This window comes from Fictibacillus enclensis (genome assembly GCF_001457035.1).
Classification (GTDB): domain Bacteria; phylum Bacillota; class Bacilli; order Bacillales; family Fictibacillaceae; genus Fictibacillus_C; species Fictibacillus_C enclensis.
This window is the reverse complement of sequence record NZ_KQ758620.1, coordinates 194351-213012: the sequence shown is the minus strand read 5'-3', so window position 1 is coordinate 213012 and position 18662 is coordinate 194351. Positions and strand designations below refer to the sequence as shown.

Here is an 18662-nt window from a genome sequence, read left to right as displayed (position 1 = left end):
GTTTCAATTCTCAAATACATAGACTTTCCCATGTTCAATGTGCCGGCCAAGCTTAGGGCCTTTGTAGCCTCGCTTCAGCAGCTCTTTGCGCATGAACATCATCACACCGCCATGGCAGACAATTAAAATATTCTCCTCCTGATGCCCGGTGATACGGTCCACCGTATTGCTGATCTGCTGGAGAACCTCTTGTTTGCCAGGGTTCTGTGAGGGATGTTTCATCAGCCAGGCCATCCGGATAAATAAGAGATGAACGGGCAATGGAAGCTTGATGTTTGAACGAAAGAAAGGGGAAAGCCTGATTTCTCTTAATTCATCCAAAAACGTAATCTCTCCCTTAAACGCCCGCCGTGCTGTGATTGCGGCTCTCGTTAGATTGCTCGAATAGCACGTCTTCCAATCTACTCCCCCAAGGTCAACTTCTGACTCTTCGACCCCGGAAGCATCATATTCATCCACCCACTTCATCAGGTCAGACGATGAAAAAAATCCGCTGGGATACCCCCTTGTTACTTTAAAATGACGCATTAATCCAATTCTCATCCACCATACCTCTATCTCTTTTTATTAGAGACGTGTAAACATCCTCATCAATAATTCCACCCGTGGAAGTTGAAATCCTTGTGTTTTAGGAATATTTAGGGTCATCAAACCGGATATGACGGTGAAGTAGCAGGAGATCAGTTCACTGATATCTCCCTCTGCCAGTTCTCCGTTTTTCTGACCTTCTTCAAATACAGGCTTCAGCATGTCGACATATACATCCATGGATGCATATTCAAGAAGCGCTTTTGCTTTTTCAGGCACATCATCTGAGGTTCGCACTTGATGCATAAGCAAAAAATACAACTGTCCGTCTTCATCAAGAATGATTTCGGTCAGCCTTGTTAACTTCTCAAGCGGGGACCCGGGCATCTGGTGAATCTGTTTTGTTCCTTCGATGGATCCCTGTATGGCGCGTTCCACCAGGGTGATAAACAATTCATCTTTAGAAGTAAAATACCGATACATAAGGCCTTGGCTGATACCGGCTTCTTCGCTGATCATGCTCATCTTTGTACCGATCAGTCCTCTGCGGGCAAAGACCTTGAGAGCGGCAGACAAGATTTGTTCTCTTCGTTCGTCACGTTTTTGCTGAAGCTGTTCTTCGTTTAATGGCAAATGTATTCACTCCTGTGGTTGCTGCTTCTTAGGAAAAGTATATCAATTCTCGTGACGAACCTCTAATTTGTTCATTTTCTCCGGATCAAAGATTTCTTCCGAAAAATCGGGAAGGATATCCCTCAGTACGTTTTCAAGCGAATGGCCATTCTCCAATTTATCAAGCACGTTTTGGCCGGATGGGGAAGAAGACAGGACGGTTCGAACCATTTCGGGATTGAATATTGCTCTCGGGGAAACCGACAGGGTGTTCACAGCCCAATAAAGTCCATACAGCTTCCAGTCCTGCTTTTCGGTGGCATATTTTAAGTAAAGATCCATATAGGTTTGACCAAATTCAATTCCTTTCAGAGGCTGGCTACCCTCGTAACCGACACCGTCCCAGCGCAAATCAGCTGCACAGTTCAGCCACCAGGCTGCCTCAATCACATGCTGGAATTTTTTCAGGATGGATTGTTCAAAACCGGTTTCAGACGTGTCATTGCGTTCCAATTCTTTATACAGCAGTTCAGCTTCCATTGCAGCGACCGTCATGCCCTGGCCAAAGATCGGGTCAAAATTGCAGTATGCATCTCCCAAAACAAGCAAACCAGCTGGCCAGTTTTTCATTTGTTCAAAATGCTGGCGGAATAAATAGGGTACACGAAAGCTTTTCGGCGGGGTAATGGGTTCCAGACCCGAAATCAACTCGGAAATAAGAGGGCTTGAAAGCCTGCTGATTTCCTTTTCAAATTCAACTGGATCACTCGGCGGAAACACGCCGTCCGGACGATAAAGGATGGTTTCGGCCACTTGGTTTTCAATGAAAGAAAAGGCACCTAGGAATGTCTTTCCAGGCGTTCCGCCAACATTTACGGCCTCCCATTTTTCGGCCAGATGTTCCTTGCCGGGAGGAAGTTTATACCTTCGTGTGCTGTATCCGATGTTTGCTGTCATTTTATCCGGAAGAGGAACGTTATAACCTAGATCACCGAGCCACTTGGTTAGCTTGGAAGTTCTTCCGCTTGTATCAATGACCAATTCGGCTACGACCGGAAAAGGAGACAGGTCTGTTTCCCGATCACGGGCCATCACTCCTGTAATTCTGTCGTTTTCAGGGGAGACGCTGAGAGAAAGGACGTCATGCTTTTGTAGAAAGTGGATGTTATCTATTTTCCGGACCCGTTCCCGGATCACATATTCAAGTACGGCCCGGCTGAATTTAATATCGTTTCTTGGATAAGGGCTGACCATGGTGCCGAACTGGTTGTGCTGATGAATAATTTTATTAAGTGAAGAAGGGGCACCAAGTGAAACCAGATCCTGTTCATAATCAGGAAAAAAACGATCAATAATCGCTTTGCCACGCGGTGTTATACGGTGGGGATGGAAGGCCTGAGGTGTGCCCTGACGATGTTCCGGGCCGTCCGGGAAGGCATCTTTTTCAACAACCAGTACCTTGGAACAAAAATCGGATAAAATACGCGCAGCCAGTAGGCCGCCTATACTCCCGCCAATAACCAATCCGGTTTCTAGTTTCTTCATCGATTCATTCTCCTCTCGATTTATGAATGAACGGTTCATTCATTTTTAAGATATGCTCTTTTTAAGGTTTAGTCAACCAATTTTTAGAAATAATAATTAATGGATCTTTTTACATATGTTCACTAGCTATGAAACTTTGATAATATATATAAAAGAAAGATGAAATGGCGGTGGGATAGCGTGGAACAGGATAAATTGAAGAAGGTAATAGAAGCAGCCAAGCTTTATTATTTGCTGGACTACAATCAAAATCAAATTGCAGCGGAAATGGGAATATCACGGCCCACCGTTTCCAGACTGCTTCAGCTTGCCAAAAGTGAGGGGATCGTTCAGATCAAAATCATGGATCCCGAAAATGACATTGAACAACTGTCAAGTGAACTTGAGCAGAAGTTTCATCTGAAGAAAGCCATTGTGGCTTCCATCCCTCAATATGACAGCGGTCTTATAAAAGAAGAACTCGGTGAAAAGGCTGCGGCCTATCTTTATGAGATCACACAAGATGGGGATGTCATTGGGGTCACATGGGGAACGACGCTTTATAATGTCGCCTGCCATCTGAAACAAAAATTCGTTAAAGATGTGAAGGTTGTTCAGCTAAAAGGCGGAATCAGCCATTCGGAAACGCACACCTATTACTCCGAAGTGCTGAGCTTGTTTGGCAAAGCGTATAACACCGTGCCGATTTATTTGCCGCTTCCTGCCATCGTGGACCATGTCGTTGTGAAACAGGCAATGGAGGCAGACCGGCATATTAAACGGATCCTGGATTTGGGGAAAGAAGCCAACATCGCTGTGTTTACGATTGGCGCAGTCAAATCCGAGTCTCTCCTGTTCCAGCTGGGTTACTTTTCCGAGGAAGACCAAAAACAGATCGGTTCAGAAGCAGCAGGGGACCTCTGTTCCCGATTCATTGATCAAAATGGCGAGATTCTTAACGCTGATATTAACGAACGGACACTGGGGATTGATTTAAAAGAGCTGAAAAAAAAGGATCATTCCATTTTGGTTGCCGGTGGACAGCAAAAGGTGGAGGGAATATGCGCAGCGCTTAAAGGCGGCTATGCCAATGTTCTCGTAACCGACCAGTTTACAGCACGATCATTGCTGGATAAAAACTAGCTGTCCCTCCGGGGATTTTTTTATTGGGAAAAAATACTTTTACATTTGTTCAGTTTGTTATTTACATTTGTTCAAATGCTTGGTATAGTGTTCATGCAAACTAAAAGAGCATGACTGAAAGCGTTTTATCATTTTCAAAAAAGAAAGGAACAATCAGTATGTCCAACACTAATTTAGTTCAAATGATCGACCATACATTGTTAAAAGCGGATGCTAGGCTAGAACAAATCGAAGTTCTTGCTCAAGAAGCAAAAGAACACAAATTTGCTTCTGTTTGTGTGAATCCGACTTGGGTGAAAACAGCAGCTGAAATTCTAAAAGATACACCGGAAGTCAAAGTATGTACGGTTATCGGATTCCCTCTTGGAGCATCAACTCCTGAAGTTAAAGCGTTTGAAACAAAAAATGCGATTGAAAACGGTGCAGACGAAGTTGACATGGTAATCAACATCGGAGCGTTGAAAAGCAAACAGTATGACGCAGTTGAAAATGATATTAAAGCCGTTGTTGAAGCTGCCAAAGGCAAAGCATTGACAAAGGTGATCATTGAAACTTCACTGCTTACTGATGAAGAAAAAGTGATTGCTTGTGAATTGTCTGTTAAAGCAGGAGCAGACTTTGTTAAAACATCCACAGGATTTTCTACAGGGGGAGCAACTCCAGAAGATGTAGCCCTAATGAGAAAAACAGTTGGACCGAATGTAGGCGTTAAAGCATCAGGTAGCGTTCGCAGCCTTGAAGATGCACAAAACGTAGTAAATGCAGGTGCTACTCGTATCGGTGCGAGTTCGGGTGTTGCTATTGCAAAAGGTCAGACGTCTAATAGCTCTTATTAATCATTAAAAAAATCCATCTGAAATGGAGAATGCCACATGGAAACAAAAGCATTAGTTGAAAAAGCAATTGAAGCCCGTCAGAAGGCTTATGTTCCGTATTCAAAATTTCAAGTTGGCGCAGCATTGCTGACCGGGGACGATTCTTTGTTCCTCGGTTGCAATATTGAAAACGCTTCTTTTGGCATGACAAACTGTGCTGAAAGAACAGCGATATTTAAAGCGGTTTCAGAAGGCCAGCAGAAAATAAAAGCCATTGCGGTCGTCGGTGATACTGAAGGACCAATCTCTCCTTGCGGTGCATGCCGCCAGGTCATTGCAGAATTTTTCGATGAAAATACAAAAATTATTCTTTCCAATCTTAAAGGTGATATCAAGGAAACATCGATTCATGAGCTTTTGCCAGGATTCTTTTCTTCGAAGGATTTAGCGTAGTTTCTCACTTCACCTTGCGAAATAACAACTTAGGAGAAATGACTTATGACATATATTATTGCGATTCTAGGGCTTGTTGTCGTACTGGGTTTGGCACTGCTTGCATCCAATAACCGCAAACAAGTCAATTATAAGCCAATTGCCATTATGATCATTCTGCAGCTCATTCTGGCCTACATTCTATTAAATACAAGATTTGGTCTGGTTGTCATTAAAGCGTTTGCCGGTGTGTTTGAAAAGCTGCTTAAATATGCAGCGGCCGGCGTTGACTTTGTCTTTGGCGGAATCGCCAACGATGGTCAGGCACCGTTCTTTTTGACGGTATTGCTTCCAATCGTGTTTATTTCTGTTTTGATCGGGATTTTCCAATACATTAAAGTACTTCCGCTCATTATGAGAGCCATTGGGTTTGTCCTCAGTAAAGTAAACGGCATGGGTAAACTCGAATCCTACAATGCCATCGCTTCAGCTATGGTTGGACAATCTGAAGTCTTCATCACTGTGAAAAAGCAATTGGGACGTATTCCGGAGCACCGCTTGTACACACTTTGTGCATCAGCGATGTCTACGGTTTCCATGTCGATCGTCGGTGCCTACATGACCATGATCGAACCGAAATATGTGGTGACGGCACTTGTGTTAAACCTTTTTGGCGGATTCATTATTGCTTCCATCATCAATCCATATAAAGTGGACGAGAACGAAGATATTCTTGAAGTACAGGAAGAAGAAAAGCAATCTTTCTTCGAAATGCTTGGCGAATACATCATGGACGGCTTTAAAGTCGCCATCATCGTCGGTGCCATGCTGATTGGTTTTGTTGCCTTGATGGCAGCGATCGACAGTGTATTTGATATGATTTTCGGTGTTACCTTCCAGCACGTGCTTGGATATATCTTTGCTCCGGTAGCCTTTATCATGGGTGTGCCTTGGGCAGAAGCGGTTTCTGCCGGCGGAATTATGGCGACCAAATTGGTTACAAACGAGTTCGTAGCGATGATTCAGCTAGGAAAAGTACAAGAGGCCATGAGCCCTCGTACATTGGGTATCATCTCTGTATTCCTTGTATCCTTCGCTAACTTCTCATCCATCGGAATTATCGCCGGTGCGGTTAAAGGACTGAGCGAAAAGCAAGGTAACGTGGTTGCACGCTTTGGACTGAAGCTTCTTTACGGAGCAACGCTGGTCAGCGTCCTTTCAGCCATCATCGTAAGTTTCATTCTGTAAGTTCAATTTTAAAAGATCAAGCAGGCATATCCCTTACTGCTCCGTGCGGAGGGATCTGCTTTTTCTTTTTTAACGATTAAAAGTGAGGTGAATAGCCTGTGAGGGCTTTTTCTCACAGCAAACATTATGGGTGACGTCGGTTTATTTCTTTCAGGAGCGGCCCTATTCTTAAATAGCTTTATGCTTTTCGGTAAAGCCGATGGCAAGAGTGTTGGATATTTTAACTTGTTTGTCGGAGTGCTTCAGGTGGTTATCCCTTTTTACCTGATCGTGATCTCGGATCAACAGCATTGGACCATCTTTAATTTGGCTTCGATCTTTTTATTCGGTCTGACGTATTTATTTGTTGGTGTTACGAACGTGAAAGGCCTTCACGGCAGCGGCCTTGGCTATTATTCGCTATGGGTTTCGGTTGTTGCAATTCTATATGCTGTTGTGTCGTTCCTGAAGTTCCATGATACAGTCGGCAGTTTGACTTGGGTGGCATGGGCCTATTTATGGTTCCTGTTCTTCCTTTCAGGTGCTTTAAACAAAAAGATTGACTCGTATATTGGCAAGGTTGCCTTCGTGCAGTCATGGGTGACGTTGACTTTCCCTGCTCTTCTTTCGATGGCAGGAGTATGGAAAACACAGGCTGTTTCACAGGCTTGGACATACGTGCTTATCGCATCGTTCGTATACTTTATCGTTTGCACTATTCAACTGGTATTGAATTCACAGAAAAAAGAAAAGCGTTTGGAAGTACAGGCGGCATCTTAATTCCAAAGAAATTCTCTCGAAGGATCGGGAGGATTTCTTTTTTCTTTGACGTAGTACTTCATCAAAGAATAGAGAGTGGAGGCGGAAAAGGATGGCTAAAGAAAAGCTTGAGGCCGTATGGTTTGAAAGTCAGCAAGCATTAGAAAAATGGCTTGAAGAGCATCATGTTTCATCCCCAGGCATTCGGATTTATATTGCGAAAAAGAATTCAGGCAAGGCAACGCCGAGCTATGCTGAAGCTGTGGAAAGCGCCTTATGCTACGGCTGGATTGACAGCCGGAAGCAAAAATATGATGATCAAACATGGTTGCAGCGGTTCACGCCGAGAGGGCCAAAAAGCATCTGGTCGAAAGTGAATAAGGAGAAGGCTGAAGAACTCCTGGCGGCAGGGAGGATGAAATCTGCCGGATTCCGGGCCATTGAAATGGCGAAGGAAAATGGACTTTGGGAAAAAGCGTATTCTCCTCAAAGCGACAAGTCCCTGCCGGTGGATTTCCAAAAAGCGCTTGATCAGCGGCCAAACGCAAAAGCTTATTTTGAAGCATTAAACAGCCAGAACCGGTATGCCATTCTTTTCAGACTTCAGACAGCAAAGAAACCGGAAACCCGGATGAAACGAATGAGTCAATTTTTGGAGATGCTTGAAAAAGGCGAGAAGATTTACCCATAAGCAAAAAATAGAAAGCAGGAAAATGATGAGGATCAATCAATACATCAGTCAGGCAATGGCAATCTCCAGACGGGAAACAGACAGGCTTCTTAAAGTAGGCAGGATTACTGTGAATGGATCAGTATGCGAAATGGGACAGATTGTTGGGCCGGACGACATCGTGCGGATTGATGGGAAAACCATTAAAAATAAGGTAAAATTGGTGTACATTATCTTGAATAAACCGGCCGGCATTACGTGTACGGCCGCTTCACATATCGAAGGGAATATCATAGATTTTATTGGTTATCACGAACGGATTTTTCCTGTCGGCCGTCTGGATAAAGCTTCAGAAGGTCTCATTCTGATGACCAATGATGGTGAACTGTCTCATGCCATCTCACACGGCGATCATAAACATGAAAAGGAATACCTGGTAACACTTAATAATCCTTTTAGCAACGAATTTATTTCAGGAATGGCACAGGGGGTACAGATTCCCGGTGCGGTTACAAAGCCGTGTGTGGTAGAACGGGTGAGTGATGATGAATTTCGTATCATATTGACTCAGGGATTGAACCGGCAAATCCGGAGAATGTGCCGGGCATTTGGGTACACTGTCATTAAACTGGAACGCATCCGGATTATGGGCATTTCATTGGGGGACTTGCCAAGGGGCCAGTGGCGGCATTTGACAGAGGAAGAGGTCAGCGGCATTAATAATGGGCTGATCCTCTAAGGAAGGAGGCGTACAGGATGAAAGCAGAGCTGAAGGACATTGTATCGAAAAGCATATTAACTCCCGGTGTGGGGCAACTCGATGATTTTACGCACTCCCTGAATCCGTATGCCGGTTGTACCTTTGCTTGTTCCTACTGTTATGTAAGGCAGCTTCCCATCTCCCTTTATCGGGACGAGGAGTGGGGGACTTGGGTGGATATCAAGACGAATGCCGCTGATTTGCTGCGGCAGGAGCTCTCAAAGGCCAGAAGGAAAGGGCCCGTTACCATTTTTATGGCTTCCTCCACAGATCCGTATCAGCCATTGGAGCATGAAACGAAGCTGACCCGTTCACTGCTCGAAGTAATGCTCGAACTACCACCTGATTTTCTTCATGTCCAAACCCGTTCACCGTTAGTTAAACGAGATATTGACCTTTTAAAGCAATTTGGCGATCATGCGCGGGTATCGATGACCATTGAAACCGATAAGGAAGATATCAGAAAAGCATTTGCTCCCAAAGCTCCGCCGATTCCGGCCAGAATGCAGGCACTCCGGGAGATTAAGGAAGCGGGCATTACTACGCAGGCGAGCCTGTCTCCGCTGCTGCCCTGCTCAAAAGAATTTCCTCAAAAGCTGCGGCCCATCGCGGACCGGGTAACAATTGATGATTTTTGGATGGGAGACGGCAGCGGCGGCAAACGGACCGGGCGGCTTGGCATTTCAGACATCTACAAACGCACGGGAATGGAAAAGTGGTACAACCCTTCCGCTTATAAAGTGGTTCTAAAGATGATGCAGGAACAGATTGGCGATGAGGTAGAGGTCATGCTTTCAAAGGACGGCTTCACGCCGATTCCTGAGAAACGCGAGGCAGGAATTGGCGAGAATTTGACCTTTTTCTAATGGTAAAAGCACAGCCTGCGCTGTGCTTTTTTTGTCGAATGCGGGACTATTTTCTTCAGACTAAATGACTATTTTATTGAATTTTCAGAAAATGTATGTACTTGCTCTTCCGCTCTATGAATAATGGATGTATCTCATAGAATGGAGGATGCATATGCGCAGCAAAATAATTTTAAAGTGGGTGGCAGTACTCACCTTCATCGCCTGTATTGGATTTGGGGGAATGAATTTTACTTCGGCAACAAAGGAAGGAGAACTGGAGTGGAACGGGAAGCAGCTTAATACCCTGGAGGTCAATGGCAAGCCGTATGTACCGGCTGATGAACTGGCCAGTGCATCAGGAAGTATGCTGCATAAAAAGCGGAACCAATATACGGTGGCTTCAAGGCTGGACCGCATTATGAAAAAAGGAGTCATTCGTGTAGGGACCACAGGGGACTATAAGCCATTTACCTTTTACAACAAGGACACGAAAACATTCGAAGGCTTTGATATTGAAGCGGCTGAGCTAATGGCTAAGGATCTTGGGGTTAAGGTCAAGTTTGTAAAAACCTCATGGCCCACTCTTATGGATGATTTGCTTGATGACAAGTTTGACATTGCAGTCGGAGGTGTAAGCCGAAATACGGAACGCCAAAAGACGGCCCAATTAACCCGTCCGTATTTAAATGAAGGCAAATCTCCATTGATCCGAGTGGAGGACAAGGACAGATTTACAAGCCTTGAAGCGATTGATCAGCCTGATGTAACGATTGGCGTCAATCCTGGTGGAACCAATCAAAAGTTTGTCGATTCTAATATTAAAAAGGCAAAGGTCGTGGTGGTTCAAAACAACCTTGATATCCCTCATATGGTCGCTGAAGGAAAAGTGGATGTGATGATCACAGACAGCACCGAAGCAATGTATTATGCCAGCAGGGATGAGAGGCTCTATGCGGCGCTTACAGACAAAACATTTACGAAGAGCCAGAAGGCGTACATGATTCCAAGAGGCGATTCCGTGTATGAAAACTGGGTAAACCTCTGGATGGATGAAATGGAACTGCAGGGTGAATTCGACCGGCTTAAAGAAAAGTATATCTTTAATAAATAATGTGATTGAAAGGCGACTAAGAGATTTAGGTCGCCTTATTTTTTAGGTCGAAAGACACGGAACCATCAGGCTGCTTGTTGTGCTAAAATATCGAACCAGCTCTAATGTTGCCTGCTGCTCCTTGCGGCTTCCGGTTGTAGGCGGAGAAAAATCGATAGACTTCTAATGGCAAAAGCTGACCCAGTAAATGCATCATGGTGCATTTTATTCGGGTCAGCTTTTCTATTATTTTTTCTTCGTTTTTAGCAGTTTTGCTTCCGTACCATTAAGATAGCCTATTTTCCGGTGATTCATAACTTTAAGTTTGGTTGTCACCACATATCCCTGCTTTCAAAGACAAAATAGGCACGGGACAATAAAAAGTCCCGGGATACAGCCATCAGGCTTCCCGGGATCAGGTATTGCTTTAGTTTTCATACACCGTTACTTTTACGTCTTTACGGCCCCAATTGATGGCATCTCCATGGTCAGCGATGAACACATCAAGCATTTTTCCGTTAATGCCGCCGCCAATATCAGCGGCAATGGCTGTACCATAGCCTTCAACGACAACTTTTGATCCAAGTGGAATCACATCCGGATCGACAGCGACCACTTTTCCGTTGCTGTATTTCTTAAGATCAATGCCCATTTTTGTCTTACCGGAACAGCCATCACAGTCCGCTGTGTAAGCCGAACTGTTCACCGTGAAGCTTCTGGTGGAGTAAGAAGGACTTTTTTGGCGTAGTTTTTTGTATGTACTCGGCCCTGCGATGCCATCAGCGGAAAGTCCATGGTTTTTTTGGAATGAAGCCACTGCAGATACCGTACCATCTCCATAAATACCGTCAACTGTGGAACTGTATGCGTTCCAAGCCTTTAGCAGGCGCTGAAGTTCGATGACAGGTTTGCCGATATCCCCTTTGTGCAGTACTTTTATTTTATTAATCGTTTCTGATCCTGCAACCCCATCAGCTTTAATACGGGATTGGGTTTGAAATTGCTCTACAGCGTTTTTCGTAATCGGTCCATAGTATCCTGTAGCGGTATGATACGGAAAAACACCCTTCGTCATTAAATACTCCTGAAGATCAACCACATCACTGTTATTTGATCCTTGTGACAGCATTTGGCTGCCTAGAGCGGCACTGCTATGTCCAGGAAACATGAAGCCTGTACAGAGGACTGCCGCCATGAAAAGTCCCAACCATTTTTTCATCGTATTTCTCCCCTTTATTAATTGTAATAAATCCTCTAAGTTGTTCGTCAAGAAATGACAATATAGGGGGAATTCTGGCATAAACGCTTCTATTTTCCTATAAACCTTACAATATCAGCCAAGGCCCGTTTGCTGCTTTTTCCAGGAGGGTAATTCTAGTGATGAAAGTGCCGCGATGAATCTTTCTTCTTCTGTTCCTCCTTTTTGCCTCCACTTCGGTCTTTATCTACGTCTTAGGTCTTAGGCGTTTTACGTTTACAGGGCAATGGAGAAAATGGGGATTATGCGGTATGGTAAAGGCAGTGGAAAGTAAAATATTACTAAAAATGAAACTCAAGTCTGTTCTGTTCGTAGTAATAGAAAAGACATGAAGTCGGGAGCGATAGACATGAACGGGTTTTTAGGTTTTGCCGTAAAAATCATCAGCGGCTTTAATACCATGGCCATCGTATGGCTGCTGTCCTTCTTTGCCTTCGACCAATCCTTTTGGCTTTCAAGCGGTTTGGCCATTGGCGGCGGGGTGGCCGGTTATTGGATGGCATCGATGCTCTGGAACTGGCGGCTGCTGAAAAAACATCAGCTCACCCGCGGTGAATATAAATACATTCAAAAAAATTTAAGAGAAGCCAAACCGAAAATTCACCGGCTGCAAAAAACGCTGTTTTCGATTCGTGACATTCCCACGTTAAAGCAGAGATTTGAGCTGACGAAAATTACAAGAAAAATATACAGTATGACCAAAAGGGAGCCGAGGCGCTTTTTTCAAGGAGAGAGATTTTTCTTCACCCATTTGGATTCTGCCGTTGAACTGACAGAGAAGTATGCGTTTTTATCCAGCCAGCCAAAGAAAAACTGGGAAATTCAGGAGTCCCTTTCTGAAACAAGAAGGACGTTAAAAGAGCTTACCGAATACATTGAAGAGGACTTGTACCATATGCTTTCAGATGACATGGAAGAACTGAACTTTGAACTGGATGTTGCCAGACATTCTATGAAAATGCTGAAAGAAACCAAATTAGAAACGAAAGCAGGAGATTATCATGAGCGATAATACATCACCTCTCTATAATCAGGATGATAAATTGGATATTATGGACGACCTGCTTGCGGACCCGTTCGGTGAAACGCCGAAGGTTCCGGAGGCTCAGCAGGCAGAACCGGCCACACAGCGGAAATTAATCGATGTGCTCCCGGAGGAGAACAAAGCAAAAGCCTATCAGCTGGCCAAGCAGATCGACCCGAAAAATCATCAGGCGATGATCACCTATGGCTCCCCTGCCCAGTCGAAGCTTTTGTCGTTCTCGAACACGATGCTCGACCAGGTGAAAAAGCAGGATGTGGGACAGGTTGGCGATATCATTAACGATCTGATGAAGAAATTAAGCAACGTCAATCCGGAAGAACTGCAATCCAACAAGCCTTCGTTGTTTGGCAGGGTATTCGGCAAAATTTCCGGATCGGTTCAGGAGGTGCTGTCCAAGTATCAAAAGACAGGTGCCCAGATCGACCGGATCGGTGTGAAACTCGACAGCAGTAAGAATGTATTACTGGCCGATATCGCCATGCTGGAAAAGCTCTATGATCATAACAAAGAGTATTTTCAGGCGTTGAATGTCTACATTGCAGCAGGGGAACTGAAGCTTGAGGAAATCAACACTAAGGTGATCCCGGCACTACGGAAAGAAGCGGAAGACACGAATGACCAGATGAAATATCAGGAAGTCAATGATATGGTACAGTTTGCCGACAGACTGGACAAACGGCTTCACGACCTGAAGCTGAGCCGCGAAATCACCATTCAGAGTGCGCCGCAAATCCGCCTGATTCAAAACACGAACCAGGCGCTTGTGGAAAAGATCCAGTCTTCCATCATGACGGCGATTCCGCTCTGGAAAAACCAGGTCTCGATTGCGCTTACTCTTCTTCGTCAGCGGAGTGCCGTGGAAGCACAGAAAAAGGTTGCCAAAACGACCAATGATCTGCTGCTGAAAAATGCGGAAATGCTCAAAGCCAACACGCTTGAGACCGCCCGCGAAAATGAGCGGGGCCTTGTCGATATTGAGACATTGAAGAAGACGCAGGAAAACCTCATGTCCACCCTGGAGGAAACACTCAAAATACAGGAGGAGGGCCGTCACAAGCGCCGATTGGCTGAAAACGAGCTGGCACAGATGGAGACCGGCCTGAGACAGAAGCTCTTAGAGATCAAAGGACAATAACATCGTTGACGAAAGGCCATCCCGTGTGGAACGTGATGGTCTTTTTTGTGGTTCTTTTTAATCCACTGAATATAACAAGTAGGGGATAACACGGGTTCAGACATGTTGGGGGACAGCTCATGACGAGATTTGGTTTTGTTCCAGACAACTCGAACCTAAAGAAAACAAGCGGAACACCCAATCTCTATTTTGATTCCAAAAGCAACGTTTTTTTTAAAAGAGATGAGGGGGCGTATGAGGTGACATCCCCCCAGCTTCCCGCCATGGTGGAATGAGCGTTTGTTAACCTTATGCGAGAGCCCCATTGGCATCCGCTGGCGAGTCTATAGAGGGTGATGGAATTACCGTCAATATCAATAATAAGATCATCGATGTTTGATTGCAGGGCCGTGCCGCTTTTAAAGCGGGCGGTTTTTTTGTTGTTGGGGCGGTTGAGATGGGACTTGCCCGCAAGGCTGCTCACGATATATCAACCATCGTGGAAAAAACTCTGGTAAAAAAGCATGACGTCTATAATGTGCATTTTCATGTTGAGCCAAACTCATAGAAAAAGGGACGTCTCTGGTAAAGAGAGTCCCTTTTGTTATTGCTATTTTTGTGCATAAACCGGTACTTCCATGATGATTTTATAAGAGGACAAGAGGCTGTAAAGATTGTGCATTTGCGTGGTCTGTTTGACAGCCCAGCCGATATCCGTTGCGTATTGATGGGTAGCTTTTCCGCTGTTTGATGCAGCGAGCGGATTCCATCTCATTTTGTAGAGCGTGTCCTGCTCTGCCTGAATATAATCCTGGGAGATGAATTTAGCACCGCCGATGATTGCGGCTTCCGGTGTAAACCATCCTTCGGCAAAAGCTCTTTGAGCCCCCTTGTTGATCGGATCGCTGTCCACTGCACCGATACCGTACATGTTATAGACCGTTCTTCCGTTGTATTGAATCCCTGTTGCAAGCTTAGAGGTTCCGTTTCCGGTTTCAAGCAGCGCATGGGAAATCAGGTAGATTTCATTGATATGGTAGGTTTCCCCTGCTGTGATAAAGGCTGCCGCCTGTCCTTGAAGGATTTCTTTACCAGTGAGAATGCGTTGATTGACCTCATCGGCATTCAGACTGGCCGATTGTGAGAGTTTAATAAACTGATACGATTTAACCGGATCAGTTTTAAAATTGTTGGAATCCATATAGTATTTCACGTCATCAGGGCTTGCGTTGGCCCACGTTTTATAAGCGACCTGGTACCAAATTTTCCCGTCGGTTCCTTTGACACTGCCAAGAACCTTTAACTTGGTTCCGTTGTTCACTGTGCCAAGGGACCAAAAGCCAGTTCCGGCACCGTTTCTGACATTCCAATTATCGCCTACCACTGTGGCAGTTGTGCCTGAGACAGTAACTGCATTCTGGTTAATATAATTTTTATATAAATCGGTTTGCGGGCTGACTTTCATCTGCATGGCAACCATATCTTCAAGGGCTCTGCCGTAAAGTGCTTCATACTCCGATAAAGGTACGGGATCTCCTTTTACGGTAAGGTAGGAGGAGCTGACATATCCCGTTTTTCCATTCGCAGCGATCTTGGCCCATCCGTTTTCTTCAGAGAGCACTTTGACTGCTGTATCATGCGCCAGCTGAAGCACAACAGAATAGGAGGTTGCTGGCCCTGATCTCATATTCAAGGTGTCCGCCGTGACAAACTTAACTACTGAAACAGGTTCAGGAGTTGGTGTTGGCTTTGGAACCGGAACTGGCGCGGGCTCAGGCATTGGGACGGGTGCAGGTGTGGGCACTGGCTTTGGAGCCGGAGCAGCCGGTTTTTTATCAGTAAGGTATTTCACACTGACGTAGCCGTCCTTGCCGCTTGCTTTTACCTTTGCCCAGCCGTTCGCTTCAGAATAGACACCAACCGATGATCCGTCCTTAAGTACCGAAACGACTGCTGAATCCGTAGAAGCACTTTTTCTTAGATTCAGGTTACCACCGGATACTGTTACATATTTGGTTGTTGGTTTTGGCGCAGCCGGAGCCGCCGATTTTTTATCAGTAAGGTATTTCACACTGACGTAACCATCCTTGCCGCCTGCTTTTACCTTTGCCCAGCCGTTGGTTTCGGCGTAGACATTAACGGTGGATCCGTTCTTTAGAACCGTAACGACTGCCGATCCCGTAGATGCGCTTTTTCGAAGGTTCAGGTTTCCGCCCGTCACGTATTTGGTTGTGAATTTGGGTGGTGCTGATTGTGGTGTGCTGACGACTGGCTTTTTGTCAGAAAGATTCTTGCTGCTGACATAGCCGTCTTTACCATTGGCTTTAATTTTTGACCACCCTTTCGATTCGGAGTAGACCGTAACGGCCAAACCGTTTTTAAGTGTGGCGACAATTGCAGAGGTCGAAGATGCGCTTTTGTATACGTTCAGGGTTCCGCCAGAGCTGACCACTGAATATTTCGTGGTTGTTTTTGGCGCTGAAGGTTTGGGAGCTGCAACGACCGGTTTTTTTGCTGTTAAGTATTTGAGGCTGACGTATCCGCCTTTGCCATTGGCCTTAATTTTAGCCCAGCCTTTGGCTTCAGAATAGACAGTAACGGCCAGTCCGTTTTTCAGTGTTGTTACAACGGGTGAAGCGGTGGTTGCACTTTTTCTCAAGTTAAGGTTCCCGCCTGAACCCACTGTAACATATTTGGTTGTTGTTTTTGGAGCCGTAGCTGCCTTGGCGGCTGAAGGCTTTGAAGCTGTAAGATACTTTGAACTGACATATCCCAGTTTGTTGTTATATTTCAGTTTGGCCCATCCTTTGCTTTCGGAATAGACGATGACCTTGTTGCCTTTAACCAGCTTTCCGATAATGGCCGCTTTTGCAGAGGCACTTTTGCGCAAATTCAGACTGGACGTTGCACTGACATTCACATATTTCGTTTTTGCTTCCTGAGCGGACACTGCATCCGCGTGAAGACTTTGATATAAGGCAGCTGTAGTAAGCACAGCGAAACATATCCCCGGAATAAATGATTTATTCATTTCCCTCTCCTCTATCCATGAACTGTATTTAGAATTTTGAATCTATGAAGTTTATCGGCTGGCAGAGAAAAATTTTTATTACAATCAGTGAATAATTTATAAAAATAATTTTTGATGATGAAATTCAAGGGTTTTCGTTATTTCTGGGGAAGTAGTACATATCAGAAAAAAGGCTCATCACCATTTGCGATCATATATGCAGGGCTTGTTTCTACACTAAAACGTGGGAGGAAGAACGATATGTATCCGACAATTGGAAAGCTGTTTGATCAAAGCGTCAAAAAGTATCCGAAGAAGGAAGCGCTTGTGGATGTGTCACAGGGGAAAAGATGGTCGTATGAAGAATGGAATCAATATGTGAACCGTGTGGCACAGGCCTTTATTTCATCCGGTGTAAGAAAGGGAGATATTGTTTCTGTTTTCATGCACAATACGAGTGAGTTTGCGACGGTTTATTTTGCGTGTGCCAAAATTGGTGCCGTACTGAATCCGATTAACTTTCGATTAAAATCAGGCGAAGTATCGTATATTCTTAACGATTCGAAGCCTGTTCTTTTGATTTATGAAAAAGCACTGGAAGACCAGGTAATGCTCCTGTTCGATGAGTTTCCGCTTGTGTCGTTCTGGTCGATCAGCGAAGACCAGCCGGATCAGGCGATAAGCTTCCATGAGCGGGTCCGGTCCGCAGAGGCTATGGAACCTGAAGTGGAGCTTGATGAGAATGATCTTTATGCGATTATGTATACGAGCGGGACCACGGGCAAGCCCAAGGGAGTCATGCACAGGCACCGCGACATGATCGAGCAGAGTCTGACATGCATGCAGGCGCTGCAGCTCAGGCCATCGGACAGGGGCTTAACTGCAGCCCCTATGTTCCACTGTGCAGAGCTGCATTGCGCGTTTTTGCCGCGCATACATAATGGATGCACCACTGTAATTCTTCATCATTTTGACGCGAAAAAAGTGCTGGATACGATTCAGTGTGAAAAAATCACCGTAATGTTTGGGGCACCCACGATGTGGAATATGATGCTTCAGGAGGACCTAGGTGCTTATAACCTTTCATCCATGAGGTTTGGTCTCTACGGAGGAGCTTCGATGGCGCCGGTTCTTGTACGGGCCCTGGGGGAGAAAATGGGGATACATCTGGTTCAGGCGTATGGCATGACAGAAATGGGCCCGGCCATCTCCTTTTTGTTTGAGGATGAACAGGAGAGCAAAGCTGGTTCTGCGGGAAAAGCGTGTTTCAATCATGAGATACGAGTGGTTCGGCCTGGAAGCACCGGTCCGTCTGATCCTGATGACATTCTACCACCAGGGGAACCGGGCGAAATTATTGTCAGGGGGCCGAGTGTGATGAAGGGATATTACAGTAGAGTTGAGGCGACAGAGCGTGCTCTTTATAAGGGATGGTACCATAGCGGGGACATCGGGTATATGGATGAGGAAGGCTATTTATTTGTTTCAGACCGTATGGACGATATGATTGTCAGCGGCGGCGAGAACATTTATCCCCGGGAAGTGGAGGATGTGCTGTATGAACATGAAGGAGTTCTGGATGTTGCGGTGCTTGGTGCACCTGATGACAAGTGGGGAGAACGGGTGACCGCTATTGTGGTCAAAAAGGACGAAAACCTGACGGAGCACGAACTCGACAAGTTTTGCCGGAACAGCAGCAAACTGGCCGATTACAAACGCCCGCGCAAGTTTATATTTGTACCGGAGATGCCAAGAAATGCAAGCGGAAAAATCCAGAAGTATTTGCTCCGTAACACCTATACCGAATTGCCAGCACAATAAACAGTC

The 18662-nt window shown here is 45.3% G+C and carries 17 protein-coding genes and 1 pseudogene; 13 read left to right on the top strand and 5 right to left on the bottom strand.

Annotated elements, in window-relative coordinates; all coding sequences use genetic code 11:
- Window positions 1-3 precede the first annotated feature (3 nt).
- The 3 genes from AS030_RS19085 to AS030_RS19075 are packed head-to-tail and all read right to left on the bottom strand — an operon-like array spanning window position 4 to window position 2685.
- Window positions 4-543 (bottom strand): histidine phosphatase family protein, encoded by a 540-nt coding sequence (locus tag AS030_RS19085; RefSeq protein WP_061974651.1) that lies wholly within the window; start codon window positions 541-543, stop codon window positions 4-6.
- Between the two features lie 24 nt (window positions 544-567).
- Window positions 568-1161: a TetR/AcrR family transcriptional regulator gene (locus AS030_RS19080; protein WP_061974649.1), complete on the bottom strand. Its 594-nt coding sequence runs from the start codon at window positions 1159-1161 to the stop codon at window positions 568-570.
- A gap of 42 nt (window positions 1162-1203) precedes the next feature.
- Window positions 1204-2685, bottom strand: a complete 1482-nt coding sequence (locus AS030_RS19075; RefSeq protein WP_061974647.1) for an FAD-dependent oxidoreductase — start codon at window positions 2683-2685, stop codon at window positions 1204-1206.
- Between the two features lie 180 nt (window positions 2686-2865).
- Between AS030_RS19075 and AS030_RS19070 the strand changes: the two genes are divergently transcribed.
- The 9 genes from AS030_RS19070 (at window position 2866) to AS030_RS19030 (ending at window position 10429) form a co-directional block, all read left to right on the top strand.
- Window positions 2866-3807 (top strand): sugar-binding transcriptional regulator, encoded by a 942-nt coding sequence (locus tag AS030_RS19070; protein ID WP_061974645.1) that lies wholly within the window; start codon window positions 2866-2868, stop codon window positions 3805-3807.
- 158 nt (window positions 3808-3965) lie between these two features.
- Complete coding sequence (gene deoC, locus AS030_RS19065; protein WP_061974643.1) at window positions 3966-4643, top strand: deoxyribose-phosphate aldolase; 678 nt, start codon at window positions 3966-3968, stop codon at window positions 4641-4643.
- 36 nt (window positions 4644-4679) lie between these two features.
- Window positions 4680-5075, top strand: a complete 396-nt coding sequence (locus AS030_RS19060) for a cytidine deaminase (protein ID WP_061974641.1) — start codon at window positions 4680-4682, stop codon at window positions 5073-5075.
- Window positions 5076-5120: 45 nt separating this feature from the next.
- Window positions 5121-6302 (top strand): NupC/NupG family nucleoside CNT transporter, encoded by a 1182-nt coding sequence (locus tag AS030_RS19055; RefSeq protein ID WP_061974639.1) that lies wholly within the window; start codon window positions 5121-5123, stop codon window positions 6300-6302.
- A gap of 126 nt (window positions 6303-6428) precedes the next feature.
- Window positions 6429-7061: an AmiS/UreI family transporter gene (locus AS030_RS19050; protein WP_061974637.1), complete on the top strand. Its 633-nt coding sequence runs from the start codon at window positions 6429-6431 to the stop codon at window positions 7059-7061.
- A 91-nt stretch (window positions 7062-7152) separates the two neighbouring features.
- A complete protein-coding gene (locus tag AS030_RS19045; RefSeq protein WP_061974635.1) occupies window positions 7153-7731 on the top strand; it encodes a YdeI/OmpD-associated family protein in 579 nt (192 codons plus the stop codon).
- A 25-nt stretch (window positions 7732-7756) separates the two neighbouring features.
- Entirely contained in the window at window positions 7757-8449 is a 693-nt protein-coding gene (locus AS030_RS19040) for a pseudouridine synthase (RefSeq protein ID WP_061974633.1), read from the top strand.
- A gap of 17 nt (window positions 8450-8466) precedes the next feature.
- On the top strand, window positions 8467-9336 hold the full coding sequence (locus AS030_RS19035; protein WP_061974631.1) for an SPL family radical SAM protein: 870 nt from the start codon (window positions 8467-8469) through the stop codon (window positions 9334-9336).
- Window positions 9337-9490: 154 nt separating this feature from the next.
- Window positions 9491-10429: a transporter substrate-binding domain-containing protein gene (locus AS030_RS19030; RefSeq protein ID WP_061974629.1), complete on the top strand. Its 939-nt coding sequence runs from the start codon at window positions 9491-9493 to the stop codon at window positions 10427-10429.
- 406 nt (window positions 10430-10835) lie between these two features.
- On the opposite strand, the gene AS030_RS19025 is transcribed toward AS030_RS19030, so the two are convergent.
- Complete coding sequence (locus tag AS030_RS19025; protein WP_061974627.1) at window positions 10836-11627, bottom strand: peptidoglycan-binding protein; 792 nt, start codon at window positions 11625-11627, stop codon at window positions 10836-10838.
- A gap of 388 nt (window positions 11628-12015) precedes the next feature.
- On the opposite strand from AS030_RS19025, the gene AS030_RS19020 reads away from it, so the two are divergent.
- From AS030_RS19020 to AS030_RS24070, 3 genes and pseudogenes are all read left to right on the top strand, one after another.
- Window positions 12016-12678 (top strand): 5-bromo-4-chloroindolyl phosphate hydrolysis family protein, encoded by a 663-nt coding sequence (locus AS030_RS19020; RefSeq protein ID WP_061974625.1) that lies wholly within the window; start codon window positions 12016-12018, stop codon window positions 12676-12678.
- Entirely contained in the window at window positions 12668-13846 is a 1179-nt protein-coding gene (locus AS030_RS19015) for a toxic anion resistance protein (RefSeq protein ID WP_061974622.1), read from the top strand. The genes AS030_RS19020 and AS030_RS19015 overlap by 11 nt, the downstream gene beginning before the upstream one ends.
- Before the next feature lie 119 nt (window positions 13847-13965).
- Window positions 13966-14118, top strand: a pseudogene (locus AS030_RS24070) (cupin domain-containing protein); the annotation flags it as partial.
- 317 nt (window positions 14119-14435) lie between these two features.
- On the opposite strand, the gene AS030_RS19010 reads toward AS030_RS24070, so the two are convergent.
- A complete protein-coding gene (locus tag AS030_RS19010; protein ID WP_082635898.1) occupies window positions 14436-16856 on the bottom strand; it encodes an SH3 domain-containing protein in 2421 nt (806 codons plus the stop codon).
- A 240-nt stretch (window positions 16857-17096) separates the two neighbouring features.
- On the opposite strand from AS030_RS19010, the gene AS030_RS19005 reads away from it, so the two are divergent.
- The gene (locus AS030_RS19005; protein WP_061974620.1) at window positions 17097-18656 is read left to right on the top strand and encodes a fatty acid--CoA ligase; all 1560 of its coding nucleotides are present in this window, start codon (window positions 17097-17099) and stop codon (window positions 18654-18656) included.
- The last annotated feature ends 6 nt before the right edge of the window (window positions 18657-18662 follow it).

Bases quoted from the DNA above. Each gene is read 5' to 3' on its own strand.
- AS030_RS19060 (WP_061974641.1), top strand. From the start codon at position 4,680: ATGGAAACAAAAGCATTAGTTGAAAAAGCAATTGAAGCCCGTCAGAAG.
- AS030_RS19020 (WP_061974625.1), top strand. From the start codon at position 12,016: ATGAACGGGTTTTTAGGTTTTGCCGTAAAAATCATCAGCGGCTTTAAT.
- AS030_RS19045 (WP_061974635.1), top strand. From the start codon at position 7,153: ATGGCTAAAGAAAAGCTTGAGGCCGTATGGTTTGAAAGTCAGCAAGCA.
- AS030_RS19085 (WP_061974651.1), bottom strand. From the start codon at position 543: ATGAGAATTGGATTAATGCGTCATTTTAAAGTAACAAGGGGGTATCCC.
- AS030_RS19035 (WP_061974631.1), top strand. From the start codon at position 8,467: ATGAAAGCAGAGCTGAAGGACATTGTATCGAAAAGCATATTAACTCCC.
- AS030_RS19075 (WP_061974647.1), bottom strand. From the start codon at position 2,685: ATGAAGAAACTAGAAACCGGATTGGTTATTGGCGGGAGTATAGGCGGC.
- AS030_RS19015 (WP_061974622.1), top strand. From the start codon at position 12,668: ATGAGCGATAATACATCACCTCTCTATAATCAGGATGATAAATTGGAT.
- AS030_RS19040 (WP_061974633.1), top strand. From the start codon at position 7,757: ATGAGGATCAATCAATACATCAGTCAGGCAATGGCAATCTCCAGACGG.
- AS030_RS19005 (WP_061974620.1), top strand. From the start codon at position 17,097: ATGTATCCGACAATTGGAAAGCTGTTTGATCAAAGCGTCAAAAAGTAT.
- AS030_RS19010 (WP_082635898.1), bottom strand. From the start codon at position 16,856: ATGAATAAATCATTTATTCCGGGGATATGTTTCGCTGTGCTTACTACA.
- AS030_RS19055 (WP_061974639.1), top strand. From the start codon at position 5,121: ATGACATATATTATTGCGATTCTAGGGCTTGTTGTCGTACTGGGTTTG.
- AS030_RS19050 (WP_061974637.1), top strand. From the start codon at position 6,429: ATGGGTGACGTCGGTTTATTTCTTTCAGGAGCGGCCCTATTCTTAAAT.
- deoC (WP_061974643.1), top strand. From the start codon at position 3,966: ATGTCCAACACTAATTTAGTTCAAATGATCGACCATACATTGTTAAAA.
- AS030_RS19030 (WP_061974629.1), top strand. From the start codon at position 9,491: ATGCGCAGCAAAATAATTTTAAAGTGGGTGGCAGTACTCACCTTCATC.
- AS030_RS19025 (WP_061974627.1), bottom strand. From the start codon at position 11,627: ATGAAAAAATGGTTGGGACTTTTCATGGCGGCAGTCCTCTGTACAGGC.